Source organism: Mycobacterium sp. NGS24, from assembly GCF_059813065.1.
Genome location: NZ_JCALDW010000008.1, coordinates 1 through 14,408, shown reverse-complemented (window position 1 = coordinate 14,408; position 14,408 = coordinate 1). Strand labels below are relative to the sequence as shown.

Sequence of the window (14,408 nt, the reverse complement as noted above, 5' to 3'; positions counted from 1 at the left end):
GGTTATGACTCCGCACACACCTAGTCGGCGGGAATCTCCACGCGACGCAGCACGCCGTCGACGGCGTCGGCCGCTTCGATCTCCCCGCGGGTGACACCCAGCAGAAACAGCACGGTGTCCAGGTAGGGATGGCTCAACGACGCGTCGGCGACTTCGCGGAGCGCCGGCTTGGCGTTGAACGCGATCCCCATTCCCGCCGCCGCCAACATGTCGATGTCGTTCGCGCCGTCGCCTACGGCGACGGTCTGCTCCATCGGCACGCCGTATTGCTGGGCGAATTCACGCAGTGCTTCGGCTTTGCCCGGCCGGTCCACGATCGTCCCCACCACTCGGCCGGTGAGCCTGCCGTCGACGATCTCCAGCTCGTTGGCTGCGACGTAGTCCAGTTTCAGTTCGGCGGCCAGCGGTTCGATGATGCGCCGGAAGCCACCCGAGACCACACCGCAGCGAAAACCCAGCCGCTGCAACGTGCGGATGGTCGTGCGTGCACCGGGCATCAGCTCCAACTGGCCGGCGACTTCCTCGATCACCGAGGCCGGCAGGCCCGCCAGGGTGGCTACCCGCTGCTCCAACGACTCGGCGAAGTCCAGTTCGCCGCGCATCGCCGCCTCGGTGATCGCCGCGACCTTGCCCAGCGCACCCGCTCGGGCCGCCAGCATCTCGATCACCTCGCCCTGGACCAGGGTGGAGTCGACGTCGAAGACGATGAGCCGCTTGGTGCGCCACGCCAGGCCGTAGTCCTCCACGGCCACGTCCACCCGCTCGTCGGCAGCCACCTCGGTCAGGGCCGTCTGCAGCGGGGCGAAGGCGCCGGGCGGCACCGATACCCGCAATTCCAGGCCGGTCACCGGATAGTCGGAGACGCCCCGAATGAAGTCGATGTTGACGCCCAGGGTGGCCGCCTCCCGGGCCACCGCACCGAAAGCTCCGGCGGTGATGGGGCGGCCCAGCACGAAGATGGTGTGGGTGGAGGGTTTGCTGATGATCGGTACGTCGTTGCTGCGTTCGACCGTGACGTCCAGTCCGACCCCGTGGATGGCGGCCTCGACGTCCTCGCGCAGTGCGGCGCCGTCGGCGACATCCTGCGCGCACGAGACCAGCACACCCAGCGTCAGCCGCCGCCGGATCACCACCTGTTCGACGTTGAGCAGTTCGACGCCGTGCTTGGACAGCACCTCGAAAAGAGCGGACGTCACACCGGGCTGGTCGACGCCGGTGACGGTGATCAGCACCGACACCTTGGGTGTGGAGATCACCCGGGACTGCCGCCGTTACTGCTCAGGGGTCGCACGGTCCGGTTCAGTCCGCGGACCGAATCCCTTGGGCGACTCACCGGCAGTCGCGTGACGCCCGATGTGGGCCTCCTTGCGCATCCGCTCCACCATGTGTGGGTAGTGCAACTCGAACGCCGGACGCTCCGAACGGATGCGGGGCAGTTCGGTGAAGTTGTGCCGCGGCGGTGGGCAACTGGTCGCCCACTCCAGCGAGTTGCCGTAGCCCCACGGATCGTCGACGGTGACCACCTCGCCGTAACGCCAGCTCTTGAAGACGTTCCAGACGAACGGGAACATCGACGCCCCGAGGATGAATGCCCCGATGGTCGAGACGACGTTGTACGGCTGGAACCCGTCCGTGGCCAGGTAGTCGGCATAGCGACGCGGCATGCCCATGTCGCCGACCCAGTGCTGTACCAGGAACGTGGTGTGGAAGCCGATGAACGTCAGCCAGAAGTGCACCTTGCCCAGCCGCTCGTCCAGCAGCCGCCCAGTCATCTTCGGGAACCAGAAGTAGATGCCCGCGTAGGTGGCGAACACGATGGTGCCGAACAGCACGTAGTGGAAGTGGGCGACGACGAAGTAGCTGTCGGTCACGTGGAAGTCCAGCGGCGGGCTGGCCAGCAGTACCCCGCTGAGCCCGCCCAGCAGGAACGTCACCATGAAGCCGACCGAGAACAGCATCGGCGTCTCGAAGGTCAACTGACCCTTCCACATCGTGCCGATCCAGTTGAAGAACTTGATCCCGGTGGGGACGGCGATCAGGAACGTCATGAAGGAGAAGAACGGCAGCAGCACCGCGCCGGTGGCGAACATGTGGTGCGCCCACACCGCAACCGACAGCGCCGCGATGGACAGGGTCGCGTAGACCAGCGTGGTGTAACCGAAGATCGGCTTACGGGAGAACACCGGGAAGACTTCGGACACGATGCCGAAGAACGGCAGCGCGATGATGTACACCTCGGGGTGGCCGAAGAACCAGAACAGGTGCTGCCACAACAGCACGCCGCCGTTGGCCGGGTCGTAGATGTGGGCACCGAGGTGCCGGTCGGCGGCCAAGCCGAACAACGCGGCGGTCAGCAGCGGGAAGGCGATCAGCACCAGGATCGACGTAACCAGGATGTTCCACGTGAAGATCGGCATCCGGAACATCGTCATACCCGGTGCGCGCATGCAGACCACGGTGGTGATCATGTTGACCGCGCCGAGGATGGTGCCCAGACCGGCGACGGCCAAGCCCATGATCCACAGGTCGCCGCCCACGCCGGGCGAGTGGATGGCGTCGGTCAGCGGGGTGTAGGCGGTCCAGCCGAAGTCGGCGGCGCCGCCGGGAGTGATGAAGCCCGCCGTCGCGATCAGCGCGCCGAACAGGAACAACCAGAACGAGAAGGCGTTCAGCCGGGGGAACGCCACGTCGGGGGCACCGATCTGCAGCGGCAGCACCAGGTTGGCGAAGCCGAACACGATCGGGGTGGCATAGAACAGCAGCATGATCGTGCCGTGCATGGTGAACAGCTGGTTGAACTGCTCATTCGACAGGAACTGCAGGCCCGGCGCGGCCAACTCCGTGCGCATCAGCAGCGCCAGCAGCCCGCCGATCAGGAAGAACGCGAAGCACGTGACGCAGTACATGATGCCGATCAGCTTGTGATCGGTGGTGGTGATCAATTTGTAGACGAGGTTCCCCTTGGGACCCATCCGGGCCGGGTAGGGACGGACGGCCTCGAGTTCTGCCCGCGGGGGCGCTTCGGCTGTCAACAGCTCCTCCAAACATCCATCCGGACAGGGGCCCACAATCCGTACCGGGCCGCGATCCCCGGTACTTACGTGAATCTTAGCCCGCGATCAGGTTGGCGGAAGGTCTGGTCCTACAAACTGTCGTAATTGGTCCGCCGGCGCTCGGTCCACCACCCGGCTCGGCTGCTCTGAGCAGGCCGGATGTTAACGTCGAACATATGCAACCCGGCGGCTCGCGACCCTGCCTGGCCGTCGTGATCCTGGCCGCTGTCGTGCTGACCTGCGGCGGCTGCGGCGCTGATGATCCCTCTGCCGCGACCTCGCGATCCCTGGTCAACCCCACCACCCAGATCGCCGGCGCCGGTGTGCTCGGCAACGACCGCAAGCCCGACGAGTCGTGCGCGCGGGACGCGGCCGCACCCGATCCCGGACCCCCGATCCGCGCGGCGCGCAACGCCGCGGGCAGCACCCCGGATGAGGCCAAAGTGCCGGCGGACCCGCAGCGCATCGTGGTGCTCTCCGGTGATCAGCTCGACGCGTTGTGCGCGCTGGGCCTGCAATCACGGGTGGTCGGCGCCGCGTTGCCCGACGGGGTTCCGAACCAACCCGCCTACCTGGGCAAAGTGCTGCACGACGTGCCGGGGGTCGGACCCCGCAGTGCGCCCGACTTGAAGGCGATCGCCGCAGCGCACCCGGACCTGATCCTGGGCTCCGTCGCGCTGACGCCGGCGTTGTATCCGCAGTTGGCGGCGATCGCCCCGACGGTGTTCACCCGCGCACCCGGGGCGGCCTGGCTGGACAACCTGCGCGGGGTCGGCGCCGCGACTGCCCGCAGCGGCGCGGTGAACGCCTTGGTCGACGGTTTCACCCAGCGCGCCACCGACGTCGGCGTCAAGCACGACTCGGCCCACTATCAGGTGTCGGTGGTCCAACTGACCGCCACTACGCTGCGGGTCTACGGCGCCAGCAACTTCCCGGCCAGCGTGCTCGCCGCGGTCAAGGTGGACCGGCCCGGACCGCAGCGATTCACCGACAAGCCCTACCTGGAGTTCGGCGCCACCGACGCCGACCTGGCCAAAGATCCGGACCTGTCGGCCGCCGACGGTGACATCATCTATGTGTCGTTCGCGTCGCAGGAGGCCACCGACCGCGCCGCCAGCGTGCTGGACAGCGGTCCGTGGCGCAAGCTGGGCGCCAACCGCGACAACCGGGTCTTCGTCGTCAACGACGAGGTCTGGCAGACGGGCCAGGGCCTGATCGCCGCTCGGGGCATCGTGAGTGATCTGCGCTGGGTCAACGCCCCGATCAACTAATCGTCTCTGCGTTGACGCTGCGCCCACGGCGCAGAAATGCGAGAAGCGTGTGACCTCACCGCAGAGCCGATGCGGGCCGATCGCGGTCTTCGCCCACCCAGCCCAGTTGGCCAAAAACCCTTACCTTAGCTAAGCTTTTCGGGAGAGACTCAGATCTGAAGAGGGATACCGCACATGAGCACTGTTTCCGCCTACGCCGCCACGTCGGCCACAGAACCACTGACCAAGACCACCATCGAGCGCCGTGACCCGGGCCCGCATGACGTCGCGATCGACATCAAGTTCGCCGGCATCTGCCACTCCGACATCCACACCGTCAAGGCCGAATGGGGCGAACCCAACTACCCGGTGGTTCCCGGACACGAGATCGCCGGCGTGGTGACCGCCGTCGGCGACGAGGTGACCAAGCACAAGGTGGGCGACCATGTCGGCGTCGGCTGCATGGTCAACTCCTGCGGGCAGTGCAGCAGCTGTCAGGCCGGGCTCGAGCAGTACTGCAAGAAGGGCGCGACCTTCACCTACAACTCCATCGATAAGGACGGCACACCCACGCAGGGCGGTTACAGCCAGGCGGTGGTGGTCGACGAGAACTTCGTGGTCCGCATTCCCGACTCGCTCCCCCTGGACGCCGCGGCGCCGCTGCTGTGCGCGGGTGTCACGTTGTTCTCGCCGCTGCGGCACTGGAAGGCCGGCAAGGACACGCGTCTTGCCATCATCGGCCTGGGCGGCCTGGGCCACATGGGCGTCAAGCTGGGTGCGGCGATGGGCGCCGAGGTGACCGTGCTGTCGCAGTCACTGAAGAAGATGGAAGACGGATTGCGGCTGGGTGCGAGCAACTACCACGCCACCTCCGATCCGGCGACCTTCAAGAAGTTGCGCAGCAGCTTCGACCTGATCCTGAACACTGTCTCGGCGAACCTCAACCTGGGCCAGTACCTGAACCTGCTCGACGTGGACGGCACCATGGTGGAACTCGGCATCCCCGAGCACCCCATGGAGGTGCCGGCGTTCGGGCTGGCGTTGGCGCGGCGCAGCCTGTCCGGGTCCAACATCGGCGGTATCGCCGAGACCCAGGAGATGCTCGATTTCTGCGCCGAACACAACGTCACGCCCGAAATCGAGGTCATCGCACCGGATTACGTCAACGAAGCCTACGAGCGAGTGCTGGCCAGCGACGTGCGCTACCGCTTCGTGATCGACATCTCACGCATGTGAGGCAGCCGCCTCGGCGGCTTCCCCGTATTCGTCACTGGCATCGACCTCGCTGACGTCGACGCCGGCCAGCGGCCAACCGGCCGCAGCCAACCGGGCGGCCACTCGGGCGATGTTCTCAGGGCCGGCGTCGCGGTGGGTGGTCTCGGTGATGGATTCGGCGATCTCGGTGCGGTCGATCACGCCGTCGGCCAGGTACGGCGATCCGTCTGCGGTGATGTGGGCAACCACCTCGTTGAGTTGCTCCTCGGTCAGCGGGGTGCTGCGCAGCAGTGCGAACAGCGCGACGCGATCCGTCGCGGGAACCCCTTCGGGATAGCTGAGCTGCAACCACCGCAGCACAGCATTGAGGAAGCTGACCGGAGAGAACGTGGGTTTCGCCAGATTGTTCACGCCCACAGTCTCACGACGGCCCGCCGCCGGCGCCACCGGCGAGGGCACGCCCCGGCGACATTTCACGCGGCGTTCACGACCTGCACACCTGCGTTTCGCAGTCGCGGGCGCCCAGGAGTGCGGGCCGGAGCAAGATAGCGGACGTGAGTTGGACACGACGCGAAGGAAGGGCGCCGGCCGGCGCATCGCTGGCCGGTGAAGCGCTGCACGCGGCACTGGAAGACGCTGTGCGCGCACAGCATCCCCAGCTGACCGACGTCCGGTTGGAGCGAGCAACCGCGGCCGACGAGGATCCCACCTCGGGCAGCCGGTGGTACGTGGTCACCTACCTGGCCGACGACGGCCTGGGCAGCAGCACCCGCGGGGAATGAACCGGGCAGACACCGGGTTCGAGGAAATATGACGGCGACACCTGACACCGAGACCTTCGCGGCGGCCTGGCAGCGCTGGCACGACGAGCGGGAACGCTACTTCGCCGACCCGCTGGGCTGGGTGAGCCTCACCGGGTTGTATTGGCTCACCGGGGAATTCCAGGATGTCGCGGATCTCCCGGGTCGCTGGCGGGCCGACGCGGACGCGGTGTACGTGCAGGGCATCGACGGCGCCGATCGGCTCGAGCCTGTCGAGGGCGCACCGGGATTGCTCGTCGACGCCGGGGATCGGCGCATCGAAGTCATTCGCCGGACCGGTTCGGCCGCGTTGCGGGTGCACGACCCGAAGTCGCCGCACCTGCAGGCCTACACCGGCATCCCCACCTATGCGCCGGACGAAAGATGGTCAGTGTCAGGCACATTCACCCCGTACGAGCAACCTCGCACCGTGACGACCGGCGCCGTCGTCGAAGGACTCGAACACCGTCTCAATGCGGTGGGCGTCATCGACTTCGAACTCGGCGGCGTCGCTCAGCAACTCGTCGCGTTCGGCGCGGCCTCAGGAGCGCTGCAGGTGCTGTTCACCGATGCCACCAGCGGCGTGACCACATACCCGGGCGCCCGGTCGCTGTCGATCGCCGAACCGGCACCCGACGGCAAGGTGACACTCGACTTCAACCGGGCGGCGAACCTGCCCTGCTCCTTCACCGACTATGCGACGTGCCCGGTGGCACCGCCGCAGAACAGGCTCTCGGTGGCAGTCGAGGCGGGCGAGCAGAACCCGCGCTGAGCTACCTCAGAAGTCCCAGTCCTCGTCTTCGGTGACCACGGCCTTGCCGATCACGTAGCTCGACCCCGAGCCGGAGAAGAAGTCGTGGTTCTCGTCAGACACCTGGCCAGAGCGGCGCAACGGACTCTCACCTGCAAAAATACCCACCTCCTGACACCTGCCGATACCTGTAACTATCGGCAAAGTGTGGGCAAAATGTGGGCACGGATCGTCGGCCAGGAAGATCCACTCCGTCTTCCATGGGACAGTCACCGGATCCGAAGCTCAGTAAATATCTCCCTGGATACAGCAGACTCCAAAGCTACGGTTCTGAGACGAGATTTCCGTCTTGGCCAGATCCGGTCGAGGGGCGTTGGACGACTCTCGGGGTTGCCGAGCTGAGTGATCAGTAGGTGTGCGCCCGTTTGCCTGGCGCACCTGACGCAACGTCGACTCGACACGGCGCACCGCCAGCGCACGGGCCTCCTCGATCACCCTGGCCTCGGCTTGGCGGCGCGCCGAATACGTCATCCCTGCTCGTCCAATGGCCCGCAGATCTTCGTTGGCCGAGTGGGCGATCCGGTGCAGGTCGGCTTTGAGATAGCTTGCGAGGGATTCGGTTTCGATACTGCGGTGCGATAACGCGACAGGCCACAGGCCTCCGATCACCCAGGGCGCGCAATCGGGCGGAGCGTTGAACGGGGGTACCGTCAGGCTCTCCTGGGTGGCCCGGCGGAGGCGCTGGCGCGCCGTTACCCGACTGAGGATCCCCACTTGCCAAGCGTAACGGCATCTGCCCGCAGCGCCCGACTCAACATTCTCGCCGTAATGTGCCCCGCTCCTCGGTAAGCTTCACCGGCTAAGGGGAAGTGTTCGTGAGGGGACCGGTGTGACAGATCAGGTGCTGCAAGCGGATTTGGATGCTTTGGGTCGATTGCACCCAGAACTGACGGTATTGGCCGCGCAAGTGGCCCAGGGAGTACCGCATGAGATCCCTACCGGGGGGACAGTGGATGCCGGGGCGGTGCCGTCGCTGGCAGCCGCCCAGGAGATGTCAACCCGCACCCTGCCGGTCGTCCAAGTGATGGTGGCGGCTCGGGTCAGCAAGCTCGCCGACATGATCGAACTGGCCCGCCAAGGCTTCATCACTAGCGACGAACAGCTCCTGACGGCGGTCAACACGCTTCCCACTCTGCAGCGCCCCTCACCCCGTCCCTAAGCAGCTCTGTTCGTCAATGCCGACCAAGTCGCAGATCCTGCACACCGATCCACACCGGGTTCTCGATTTGATCGACGGCTGGAAGTCCACCGCTGCCGCCCTGGAACAGCACGCCGAAGACTACCTCCGCCGTGTTCAGCGCCCCGGAGGTTCATCCTGGGAGGGACGGACTGCCGAAGCGGCCCAGGCCCGCGCCAGCCAGGACCTTCAAGCGGTGGTCGGTGTCCGCGAAGCCGTAGACGCCGCAGCCCAGCGGATCAGCAACACGGTCAGCTCCAAGCTGATGCCGCCCCTGACCAATGCCAAGCACATCATCGAGAACGCTGAGTCCCACGCGGGCGTGCACGTCAACGAAGACTTATCGATCAGCTACACCCCACCGGAAGGCACCAGCAAGGATTCCGCCGACGCCAACGCCAAGACCGTCGCCGCCGCCGAGGCCGAACTCAAGGCCGAAGCCACTAAATGGTGGGCCGCCGAGAACGAGGTCGCCACCCAGATCCGGGACGCAGAATCCAGCATCGGCAACAACCTCAACTTCGGGGCCGCCCTGTTCGATCCCCACCGGGCGATGCCGCCGACTCGTCCTCCTGGACCACCGCCCGGCGCGCAACAGGCTGTCTATCCGCCGATCCCGACCGAGCCGCAAACAGGTGAACCCACCGGGCTCGCAGACCTGCTCGGGGCCGGAGGTGCAGAACCGGGAAACGGTCCACCAGGGTTGCGCGACATGTTAATGCCGTCTCCAGCGCCCGGACCCAATGGCAAAGAAGATAGTCGGCATCCGCCAGGCAGCCTCCGCGAAGCGTATAGCCAGCTGTTGCAACCCGGTGCGGCACGCCCTACCCTGCCGCAGCCATCACCGCAGGAACTTGAGGCCGCCAAGAGCATCATCCGCGAGGCACTCCGCCAAGAGGGCGTGCCACCAGAGCAAATCGAACAGCGACTCAACGCGGTTGTTGCCCAAGCGCAGGCCTGGGGGTACGGCCACCACAACCTCACTCCTCAACCGCAATCACGCGGGCCAGCGCCACCAGGCCCTGGCTTCGCCGAAGCATTCGGAGACCGCTGGCGTGCCAACGAAAGGATGATCCACAACCTGCTCGGGGTGGGCGGGCCCGGAGACCCGGGCGTCCTCCAGTCCTGGGCCGGGCTTGCGAAAGGTCTAGCTCAACAATTCAGCGATCCCCTCGGTATGCCCGCGGCAGCAATCAGAAACGAGGTCACCGGGTTCCTCGACTCACCGAGTCCTGCCTATTACGCAGGAGGCCACGCAGCCGACGCGGCAATGACCGCACCGACCCTTCTCTTCGGTGGCGAAGGAGCAATGGTGCGGGCCGGACTTCCCGCCGAAATCGTCACCGAAGGCGGGGCACCTCTAGCTGTCCTGCGCGGCTGGGATCCTGTAGGCGGACTGTCATGGCACGACTTTGAGACTCAGTTCGGCATTCCGGGAGCACGTCCCTGGCCGCCGAATGATGGGTTCCCCCCTGGCTACGTCCCGCAACCCGCCCATTTACCCGAAGGAACGATTATTGACCGCTTCGGCTCCCCATTTGGTCAGTACCTTGCACCCGATGGCACTCCTTTCGCAGATCGTGCGCTGATGCCAGAATCGGTGGGAGGCAACTACAACCGCTACATGGTGACCTCTGAGCCTTTGCCTCCGGGATGGAGAATTGTGGAAGGGCCGGTAGCACCGTGGTTCGGCCAGACGCCGTCGCCGAGCGCCCGGCAATACATGATCTTGGCTCCTGACGGGGTAAGACCGACTGTTGATGAATTAGTGAGGTTAGGCATTCTGGACAACTACGGACCGCCCCTTGGACGCTAAATCAGACGATCTGCAGTACGAGATCAACCGGTTATCAGAAATATTAGGCGTGCGCCCGATGCCAGTAGGTTTGAGGACAAATGATGATCTGAACATCTTCGTGGCTGATGACGGTTCCTATCACTTTACTTACTACGAGCGCGGCAAACTCGGCTTCGACCGTGCAGGCAGCCTCGACGATCTTCTGTATTGGTATTGCCAAAGCGTTGTCAGCACTCAAGCCGCCAAACGGGTCGGAGATCGAGCGGAGCGTTTCAGGTACGAGTACCAAGTGCTCAGCGAATTAAGTGTCGATTGGGCAAAGAGAAACGTCCGCGAGACGGCTGACATGTTTCGCAGGTACGGAAAAGTTCAGGATATTGCCTTACTACCCGACATCGGCGAGACCCTATAGCGGTTCAATTAACTAGCTACAGCTATATGGTGAGGCGGCGGGTTCCTCGGCCTGTCTGAAAAGCGGGCCTCTGCGCCTCGTCCAGCCGGTAGCCGCCGAGCACCAGGACCACGGCAACGACCACCGAGATGGAGCAGGAGCCTCGAACCTCTGCCCGTAGTCCTCGTCCGGGAGCCCAGGAAGCGACCCGATCATCTCGTCGACATCGTCGCCTGGCTCTTCCTCGCCGTCAGCGCCCGTTCCGGCGTCATCGTCGCCGCAGGTCGTGGCCGAGTCCGCTTCCTCCTCCCCGCCCTCGATAGGCTGGACCGCCTCCTTGTCGCTCGTGCGATCGCCACTCGCAAGAAGGTAATTTTCGATGCGACCCACGTCAGCCAATTCGATGCGGCTAGGTGTACTCATCGCACACCGTCCAAGGCATTGATGCCGACGTCGATTTGGCTGCGCAGCCGCTTCAATCGTGCAACGTGATTCGTGCGCGTGAGCGCAGAGTCCTGGTAGGCAGCGGCGAGTTGCTGCGTACTAGTAGCAAGGCGCTCGGCCAGCCGCCGTGCACGGTCTTCAAGCCCCGTCAAATCACCGCTGACGGCCTCGCGCAGCTGACGAGCCTGTCGGGCTGCGGGGCTGGCGTGGGCGGTCATGCCGACACTTCCTGCGCTGCGACCCATGCGTCGACGTCGCTCCACCGGTAGCGGACAGAGCGTCCGAGCCGGACAAACTTCGGCCCTTTACCCTCAAAACGCAATCGGATCAATTGATTGCTGGTAGTGCCGAGAAACTCAGCCACTTGGGCAGTCTTGACCAACGGTTCGCGCTCGCGACTGCCTGTGCGATTGGTGGTCATATAACGTCCTCTCAATTCGCAAACCGCAAATTTTCTGCGGTTGTTGAGAGACACGCTACGACACGATTCAGACCCCTGAGTCAGGCCGAAACATGTTGTGCTACAGGGTGACTATAGCTTTTCGTCGCTCGGACGTAGTCGCGCTGAGGTATGGCGAGTTATGACCTGCGTATTTACGTGCTCCCAACGATTGAGAAAACGTCTTAAGATAGCAATTTTCCTTATGAACTTGCCAAACCGCTATAGGTAATTAGGTGCTCGCTTGATGCTTCGTTACCGTTTCTGTCCGGGCTTTGTCCAAGGCAACAGCGACCCCTTCCAAGTCATCGTCGAACAGGTCGGCGTATAAGTCCAGCGTCATGGCGGCGCTGGCGTGACCAAGCATCCGCTGCACCGCCTTCACGTTGGCGCCGAGCTGAGACCGCCAGCGAGGCGGCAGTGTGCCGCAAGTCGTGCGGCGTCACCCGAGGCACCTTAGACGCGGTGACCGCCTTGGCGAGCCACCCAGACACGGGGTGCGGGCGGCGCACATGATCGCCATCGCCGAACAAGAGGTCTCCCCTGCCCTTCTCCTCGCACTGGCGCGCTAGCAGCGGCACCAGGAACTCCGGCAGCGGGATTGAACGCTGCTTGTGCGACTTGGGCGTACCGACATGGATGCTGTTGCCCGACTGCACGGCGTTCTCATGGATTACGGCACGCTTGCGCAACAGATCCAGGTCCGCCACCCGCAGGCCGATGGCTTCACCCCAGCGCATCCCGGTGTATGCCAGCAGCAACACCAGAGTCCTGTACTCCCCCGCTGCGTCGGCCAGGTCGTTAACGTGCCGATGGGTCAGGTACACCGGCCTCTTGCGCGAGGTCTTGGGAAGCTTCAGACCGGCTGCCGGATTCTTAGGGATCAGGTTGTCGGTCACGGCGTCGGCGAGGATTTGGGACAGCACGTAGTGGGCGCGCTTAATCGCAGCGGGACCGAGGGCCTTGGTGCTCTCGGTGGCCTGGCCCAGCTCAGTCATCCATCCCTGAACGGCGGTCGGCTTGATGTCGCCGAGCGCCACCTGGCCCCAGCGTGGTTTGACCCGCATGCGCCAACTCGTCTCCATGACGGCGTAACCGGACGGCTTGAGGTAACCCTTCTGCCGGTCGAGCCAGGCCTGCCCGAGGTCGTCGAGCGTCCTGCGGGCATCAGCAGGGTTAACGTACTCGCCCTTGAACTTGGCCACCTCGACGGTGTTGGCGAACCGCTGGGCATCGCGCTTGGTTCTGAACCCGCGCTTATCAGTCTGCCGATTGTCCGGCGTGCGGTACCTAACGCGGTAGCGCTTACCCTGCTTGGTCTCGTAAGCCTGCACGACCGCCATGCCCACAACGGTAATTCGAATGTGGGCAAAATGTGGGCAAGAGTACCGCTACGCCGGGAAAGGCGCGGGCGCATTGAGTTAGCTGACGATGCACACACCGCAATTGTTAAAGCTCTGAACTGTGCCGTTAGAAGTTCCAGTCCTCGTCCTCCGTGACAACGGCTTTGCCGATCACGTAGCTCGACCCGGACCCGGAGAAGAAGTCGTGGTTCTCGTCGGCGTTGGGTGACAACGCGGACAGGATCGCTGGGTTGACGTCGGTCTCGTCGCGCGGGAACAGCGCTTCGTAGCCCAGGTTCATCAGCGCCTTATTTGCGTTGTAGCGCAGGAACTTCTTGACGTCCTCGGTCAGGCCTACCTCGTCGTAGAGGTCCTGGGTGTACTCCACTTCGTTGTCGTACAGCTCGAAGAGCAACTCGTAGGTGTAATCCTTGAGTTCCTGCTGCGTGGCCGCATCCTCCAACGCCAGACCGCGCTGGTACTTGTAGCCGATGTAGTAGCCGTGTACGGCCTCGTCGCGGATGATCAGCCGGATCATGTCGGCGGTGTTGGTCAGCTTGGCCCGGCTCGACCAGTACATCGGCAGGTAGAAACCGGAGTAGAACAGAAAGCTCTCCAGCAACGTCGAGGCCACCTTGCGCTTGAGCGGCTGGTCACCGCGGTAGTACTCGAGCACGATCTCGGCTTTGCGCTGCAGGTTGGGGTTTTCCTCCGACCAGCGGAACGCGTCGTCGATCTCGGCGGTCGAGCACAGCGTGGAGAAGATCTGGCTGTAGCTCTTGGCATGCACCGACTCCATGAACGCGATGTTGGTGTACACCGCTTCCTCGTGCGGGGTCAGCGCATCCGGAATCAGGCTGACCGCACCCACGGTGCCCTGAATGGTGTCCAGCATGGTCAGACCCGTGAACACCCGCATGGTGAGCTGCTTCTCGTTGGCGGTCAGCGTGCCCCAGGACGGGATGTCGTTGGACACCGGGACCTTCTCCGGCAGCCAGAAATTACCGGTCAACCGGTCCCACACTTCGGCGTCTTTGTCGTCTTGCAGGCGGTTCCAGTTGATCGCCGAGACGCGGTCGATCAGCTTTGCATTTCCAGTCACGCCGAACTCCACTTCACCGAAACGAATAGGGCTGTGTTGCTTAGGCCACAGACACTACCCCTGGGGTCCAACAAGCCGTGGCAACACAAGAACTTGTGTTGGGGGCGTGTCGCTACGTCGGCTGCAGAATCAACTGAACTGCGCGTTCGGGCTGGTCCCAGTGTGGAAAATGCCCACAATCCTCGAACCAGTGCAGCGTCGCATCCGGGAAGGCCCGCTGGGCCCGCTCGGCCTGGCGCGGCGAGGTCACCCGGTCGTTGCGTCCCCAGCCGATCACCACCCGGCCGTTGACCGAGCCACCCGCTTGCTTGGGACCGTGCACCAACGCGCTCAGCGCCTCGTCCAGCCGCGTCGCGCGAGCAAAGCTGCGCAGTTCCTGCAGGACCAGTGCGGGCGGCAGTCGCCACGGCTTGGCCGAGAACTGCAACAGCAGCGCCGTGCGCCCGACCCTGCTGCGCGTCAGAGCGGGCAGCAGCGGTTGGATCCGGCGCACCAGCGCGATGGACGCACCCACCGTCGCGCCGAACACCCTCACCTCGGTATCGGTCCAGAACCCACCGGGATCCAGCGCCACCATCGTTCCGG

15 protein-coding genes and 2 pseudogenes are annotated in these 14,408 nt (G+C 64.5%); 7 read left to right on the top strand and 10 right to left on the bottom strand.

Going from position 1 to position 14,408, the window contains the following annotated elements:
• Positions 1-20: 20 nt before the first annotated feature.
• On the bottom strand, positions 21-1,256 hold the full coding sequence (serB, locus tag AC5Y6Y_RS12800; RefSeq protein WP_463827152.1) for a phosphoserine phosphatase SerB: 1,236 nt from the start codon (positions 1,254-1,256) through the stop codon (positions 21-23).
• Positions 1,257-1,271: 15 nt separating this feature from the next.
• Positions 1,272-3,032: an aa3-type cytochrome oxidase subunit I gene (ctaD, locus tag AC5Y6Y_RS12795; protein WP_463827153.1), complete on the bottom strand. Its 1,761-nt coding sequence runs from the start codon at positions 3,030-3,032 to the stop codon at positions 1,272-1,274.
• 197 nt (positions 3,033-3,229) lie between these two features.
• Here ctaD and AC5Y6Y_RS12790 point away from each other — a divergent pair, with 197 nt between their 5' ends.
• Positions 3,230-4,324: an iron-siderophore ABC transporter substrate-binding protein gene (locus tag AC5Y6Y_RS12790; protein ID WP_473138990.1), complete on the top strand. Its 1,095-nt coding sequence runs from the start codon at positions 3,230-3,232 to the stop codon at positions 4,322-4,324.
• A 174-nt stretch (positions 4,325-4,498) separates the two neighbouring features.
• A complete protein-coding gene (locus AC5Y6Y_RS12785) occupies positions 4,499-5,539 on the top strand; it encodes an NAD(P)-dependent alcohol dehydrogenase (RefSeq protein WP_463827155.1) in 1,041 nt (346 codons plus the stop codon).
• Here AC5Y6Y_RS12785 and AC5Y6Y_RS12780 read toward each other — a convergent pair.
• A complete protein-coding gene (locus AC5Y6Y_RS12780) occupies positions 5,528-5,920 on the bottom strand; it encodes a DUF3349 domain-containing protein (RefSeq protein WP_463827195.1) in 393 nt (130 codons plus the stop codon). The genes AC5Y6Y_RS12785 and AC5Y6Y_RS12780 overlap by 12 nt on opposite strands.
• Positions 5,921-6,072: 152 nt before the next feature.
• Between AC5Y6Y_RS12780 and AC5Y6Y_RS12775 the strand changes: the two genes are divergently transcribed.
• Together AC5Y6Y_RS12775 and AC5Y6Y_RS12770 are read left to right on the top strand one after the other, a co-directional pair.
• On the top strand, positions 6,073-6,300 hold the full coding sequence (locus AC5Y6Y_RS12775) for a hypothetical protein (RefSeq protein ID WP_463827156.1): 228 nt from the start codon (positions 6,073-6,075) through the stop codon (positions 6,298-6,300).
• Between the two features lie 28 nt (positions 6,301-6,328).
• Positions 6,329-7,090: a DUF1684 domain-containing protein gene (locus tag AC5Y6Y_RS12770; protein ID WP_473138991.1), complete on the top strand. Its 762-nt coding sequence runs from the start codon at positions 6,329-6,331 to the stop codon at positions 7,088-7,090.
• A gap of 6 nt (positions 7,091-7,096) precedes the next feature.
• Here AC5Y6Y_RS12770 and AC5Y6Y_RS12765 read toward each other — a convergent pair.
• Together AC5Y6Y_RS12765 and AC5Y6Y_RS12760 are read right to left on the bottom strand one after the other, a co-directional pair.
• Positions 7,097-7,189, bottom strand: a pseudogene (locus AC5Y6Y_RS12765) (hypothetical protein); the annotation flags it as partial.
• A gap of 165 nt (positions 7,190-7,354) precedes the next feature.
• Positions 7,355-7,843: a hypothetical protein gene (locus AC5Y6Y_RS12760; RefSeq protein WP_473138992.1), complete on the bottom strand. Its 489-nt coding sequence runs from the start codon at positions 7,841-7,843 to the stop codon at positions 7,355-7,357.
• A gap of 115 nt (positions 7,844-7,958) precedes the next feature.
• Here AC5Y6Y_RS12760 and AC5Y6Y_RS12755 point away from each other — a divergent pair, with 115 nt between their 5' ends.
• The 3 genes from AC5Y6Y_RS12755 to AC5Y6Y_RS12745 are packed head-to-tail and all read left to right on the top strand — an operon-like array spanning position 7,959 to position 10,516.
• The gene (locus AC5Y6Y_RS12755; protein WP_473138993.1) at positions 7,959-8,288 is read left to right on the top strand and encodes a hypothetical protein; all 330 of its coding nucleotides are present in this window, start codon (positions 7,959-7,961) and stop codon (positions 8,286-8,288) included.
• 16 nt (positions 8,289-8,304) lie between these two features.
• Positions 8,305-10,122, top strand: a complete 1,818-nt coding sequence (locus AC5Y6Y_RS12750) for a glycohydrolase toxin TNT-related protein (RefSeq protein WP_473138994.1) — start codon at positions 8,305-8,307, stop codon at positions 10,120-10,122.
• Positions 10,123-10,180: 58 nt separating this feature from the next.
• Positions 10,181-10,516 (top strand): Imm63 family immunity protein, encoded by a 336-nt coding sequence (locus tag AC5Y6Y_RS12745; protein WP_463827807.1) that lies wholly within the window; start codon positions 10,181-10,183, stop codon positions 10,514-10,516.
• 398 nt (positions 10,517-10,914) lie between these two features.
• Here the strand turns inward: AC5Y6Y_RS12745 and AC5Y6Y_RS12740 are convergent, their stop codons facing one another.
• The 5 genes and pseudogenes from AC5Y6Y_RS12740 to AC5Y6Y_RS12720 form a co-directional block, all read right to left on the bottom strand.
• Positions 10,915-11,157 carry a hypothetical protein gene (locus AC5Y6Y_RS12740; RefSeq protein WP_463827775.1) on the bottom strand — a complete coding sequence of 81 codons (243 nt, stop codon included), beginning with the start codon at positions 11,155-11,157 and terminating at the stop codon, positions 10,915-10,917.
• Positions 11,154-11,360 (bottom strand): helix-turn-helix transcriptional regulator, encoded by a 207-nt coding sequence (locus AC5Y6Y_RS12735; RefSeq protein ID WP_463827774.1) that lies wholly within the window; start codon positions 11,358-11,360, stop codon positions 11,154-11,156. Before AC5Y6Y_RS12735 ends, AC5Y6Y_RS12740 begins: the two co-directional genes overlap by 4 nt.
• Before the next feature lie 250 nt (positions 11,361-11,610).
• Positions 11,611-12,721 (bottom strand): annotated as a pseudogene (locus AC5Y6Y_RS12730) (site-specific integrase).
• 127 nt (positions 12,722-12,848) lie between these two features.
• Entirely contained in the window at positions 12,849-13,823 is a 975-nt protein-coding gene (gene nrdF / locus AC5Y6Y_RS12725; protein WP_463827773.1) for a class 1b ribonucleoside-diphosphate reductase subunit beta, read from the bottom strand.
• Between the two features lie 112 nt (positions 13,824-13,935).
• On the bottom strand, positions 13,936-14,408 hold a 473-nt coding region (locus AC5Y6Y_RS12720), incomplete at its 5' end, for an alpha/beta fold hydrolase (protein ID WP_499930100.1).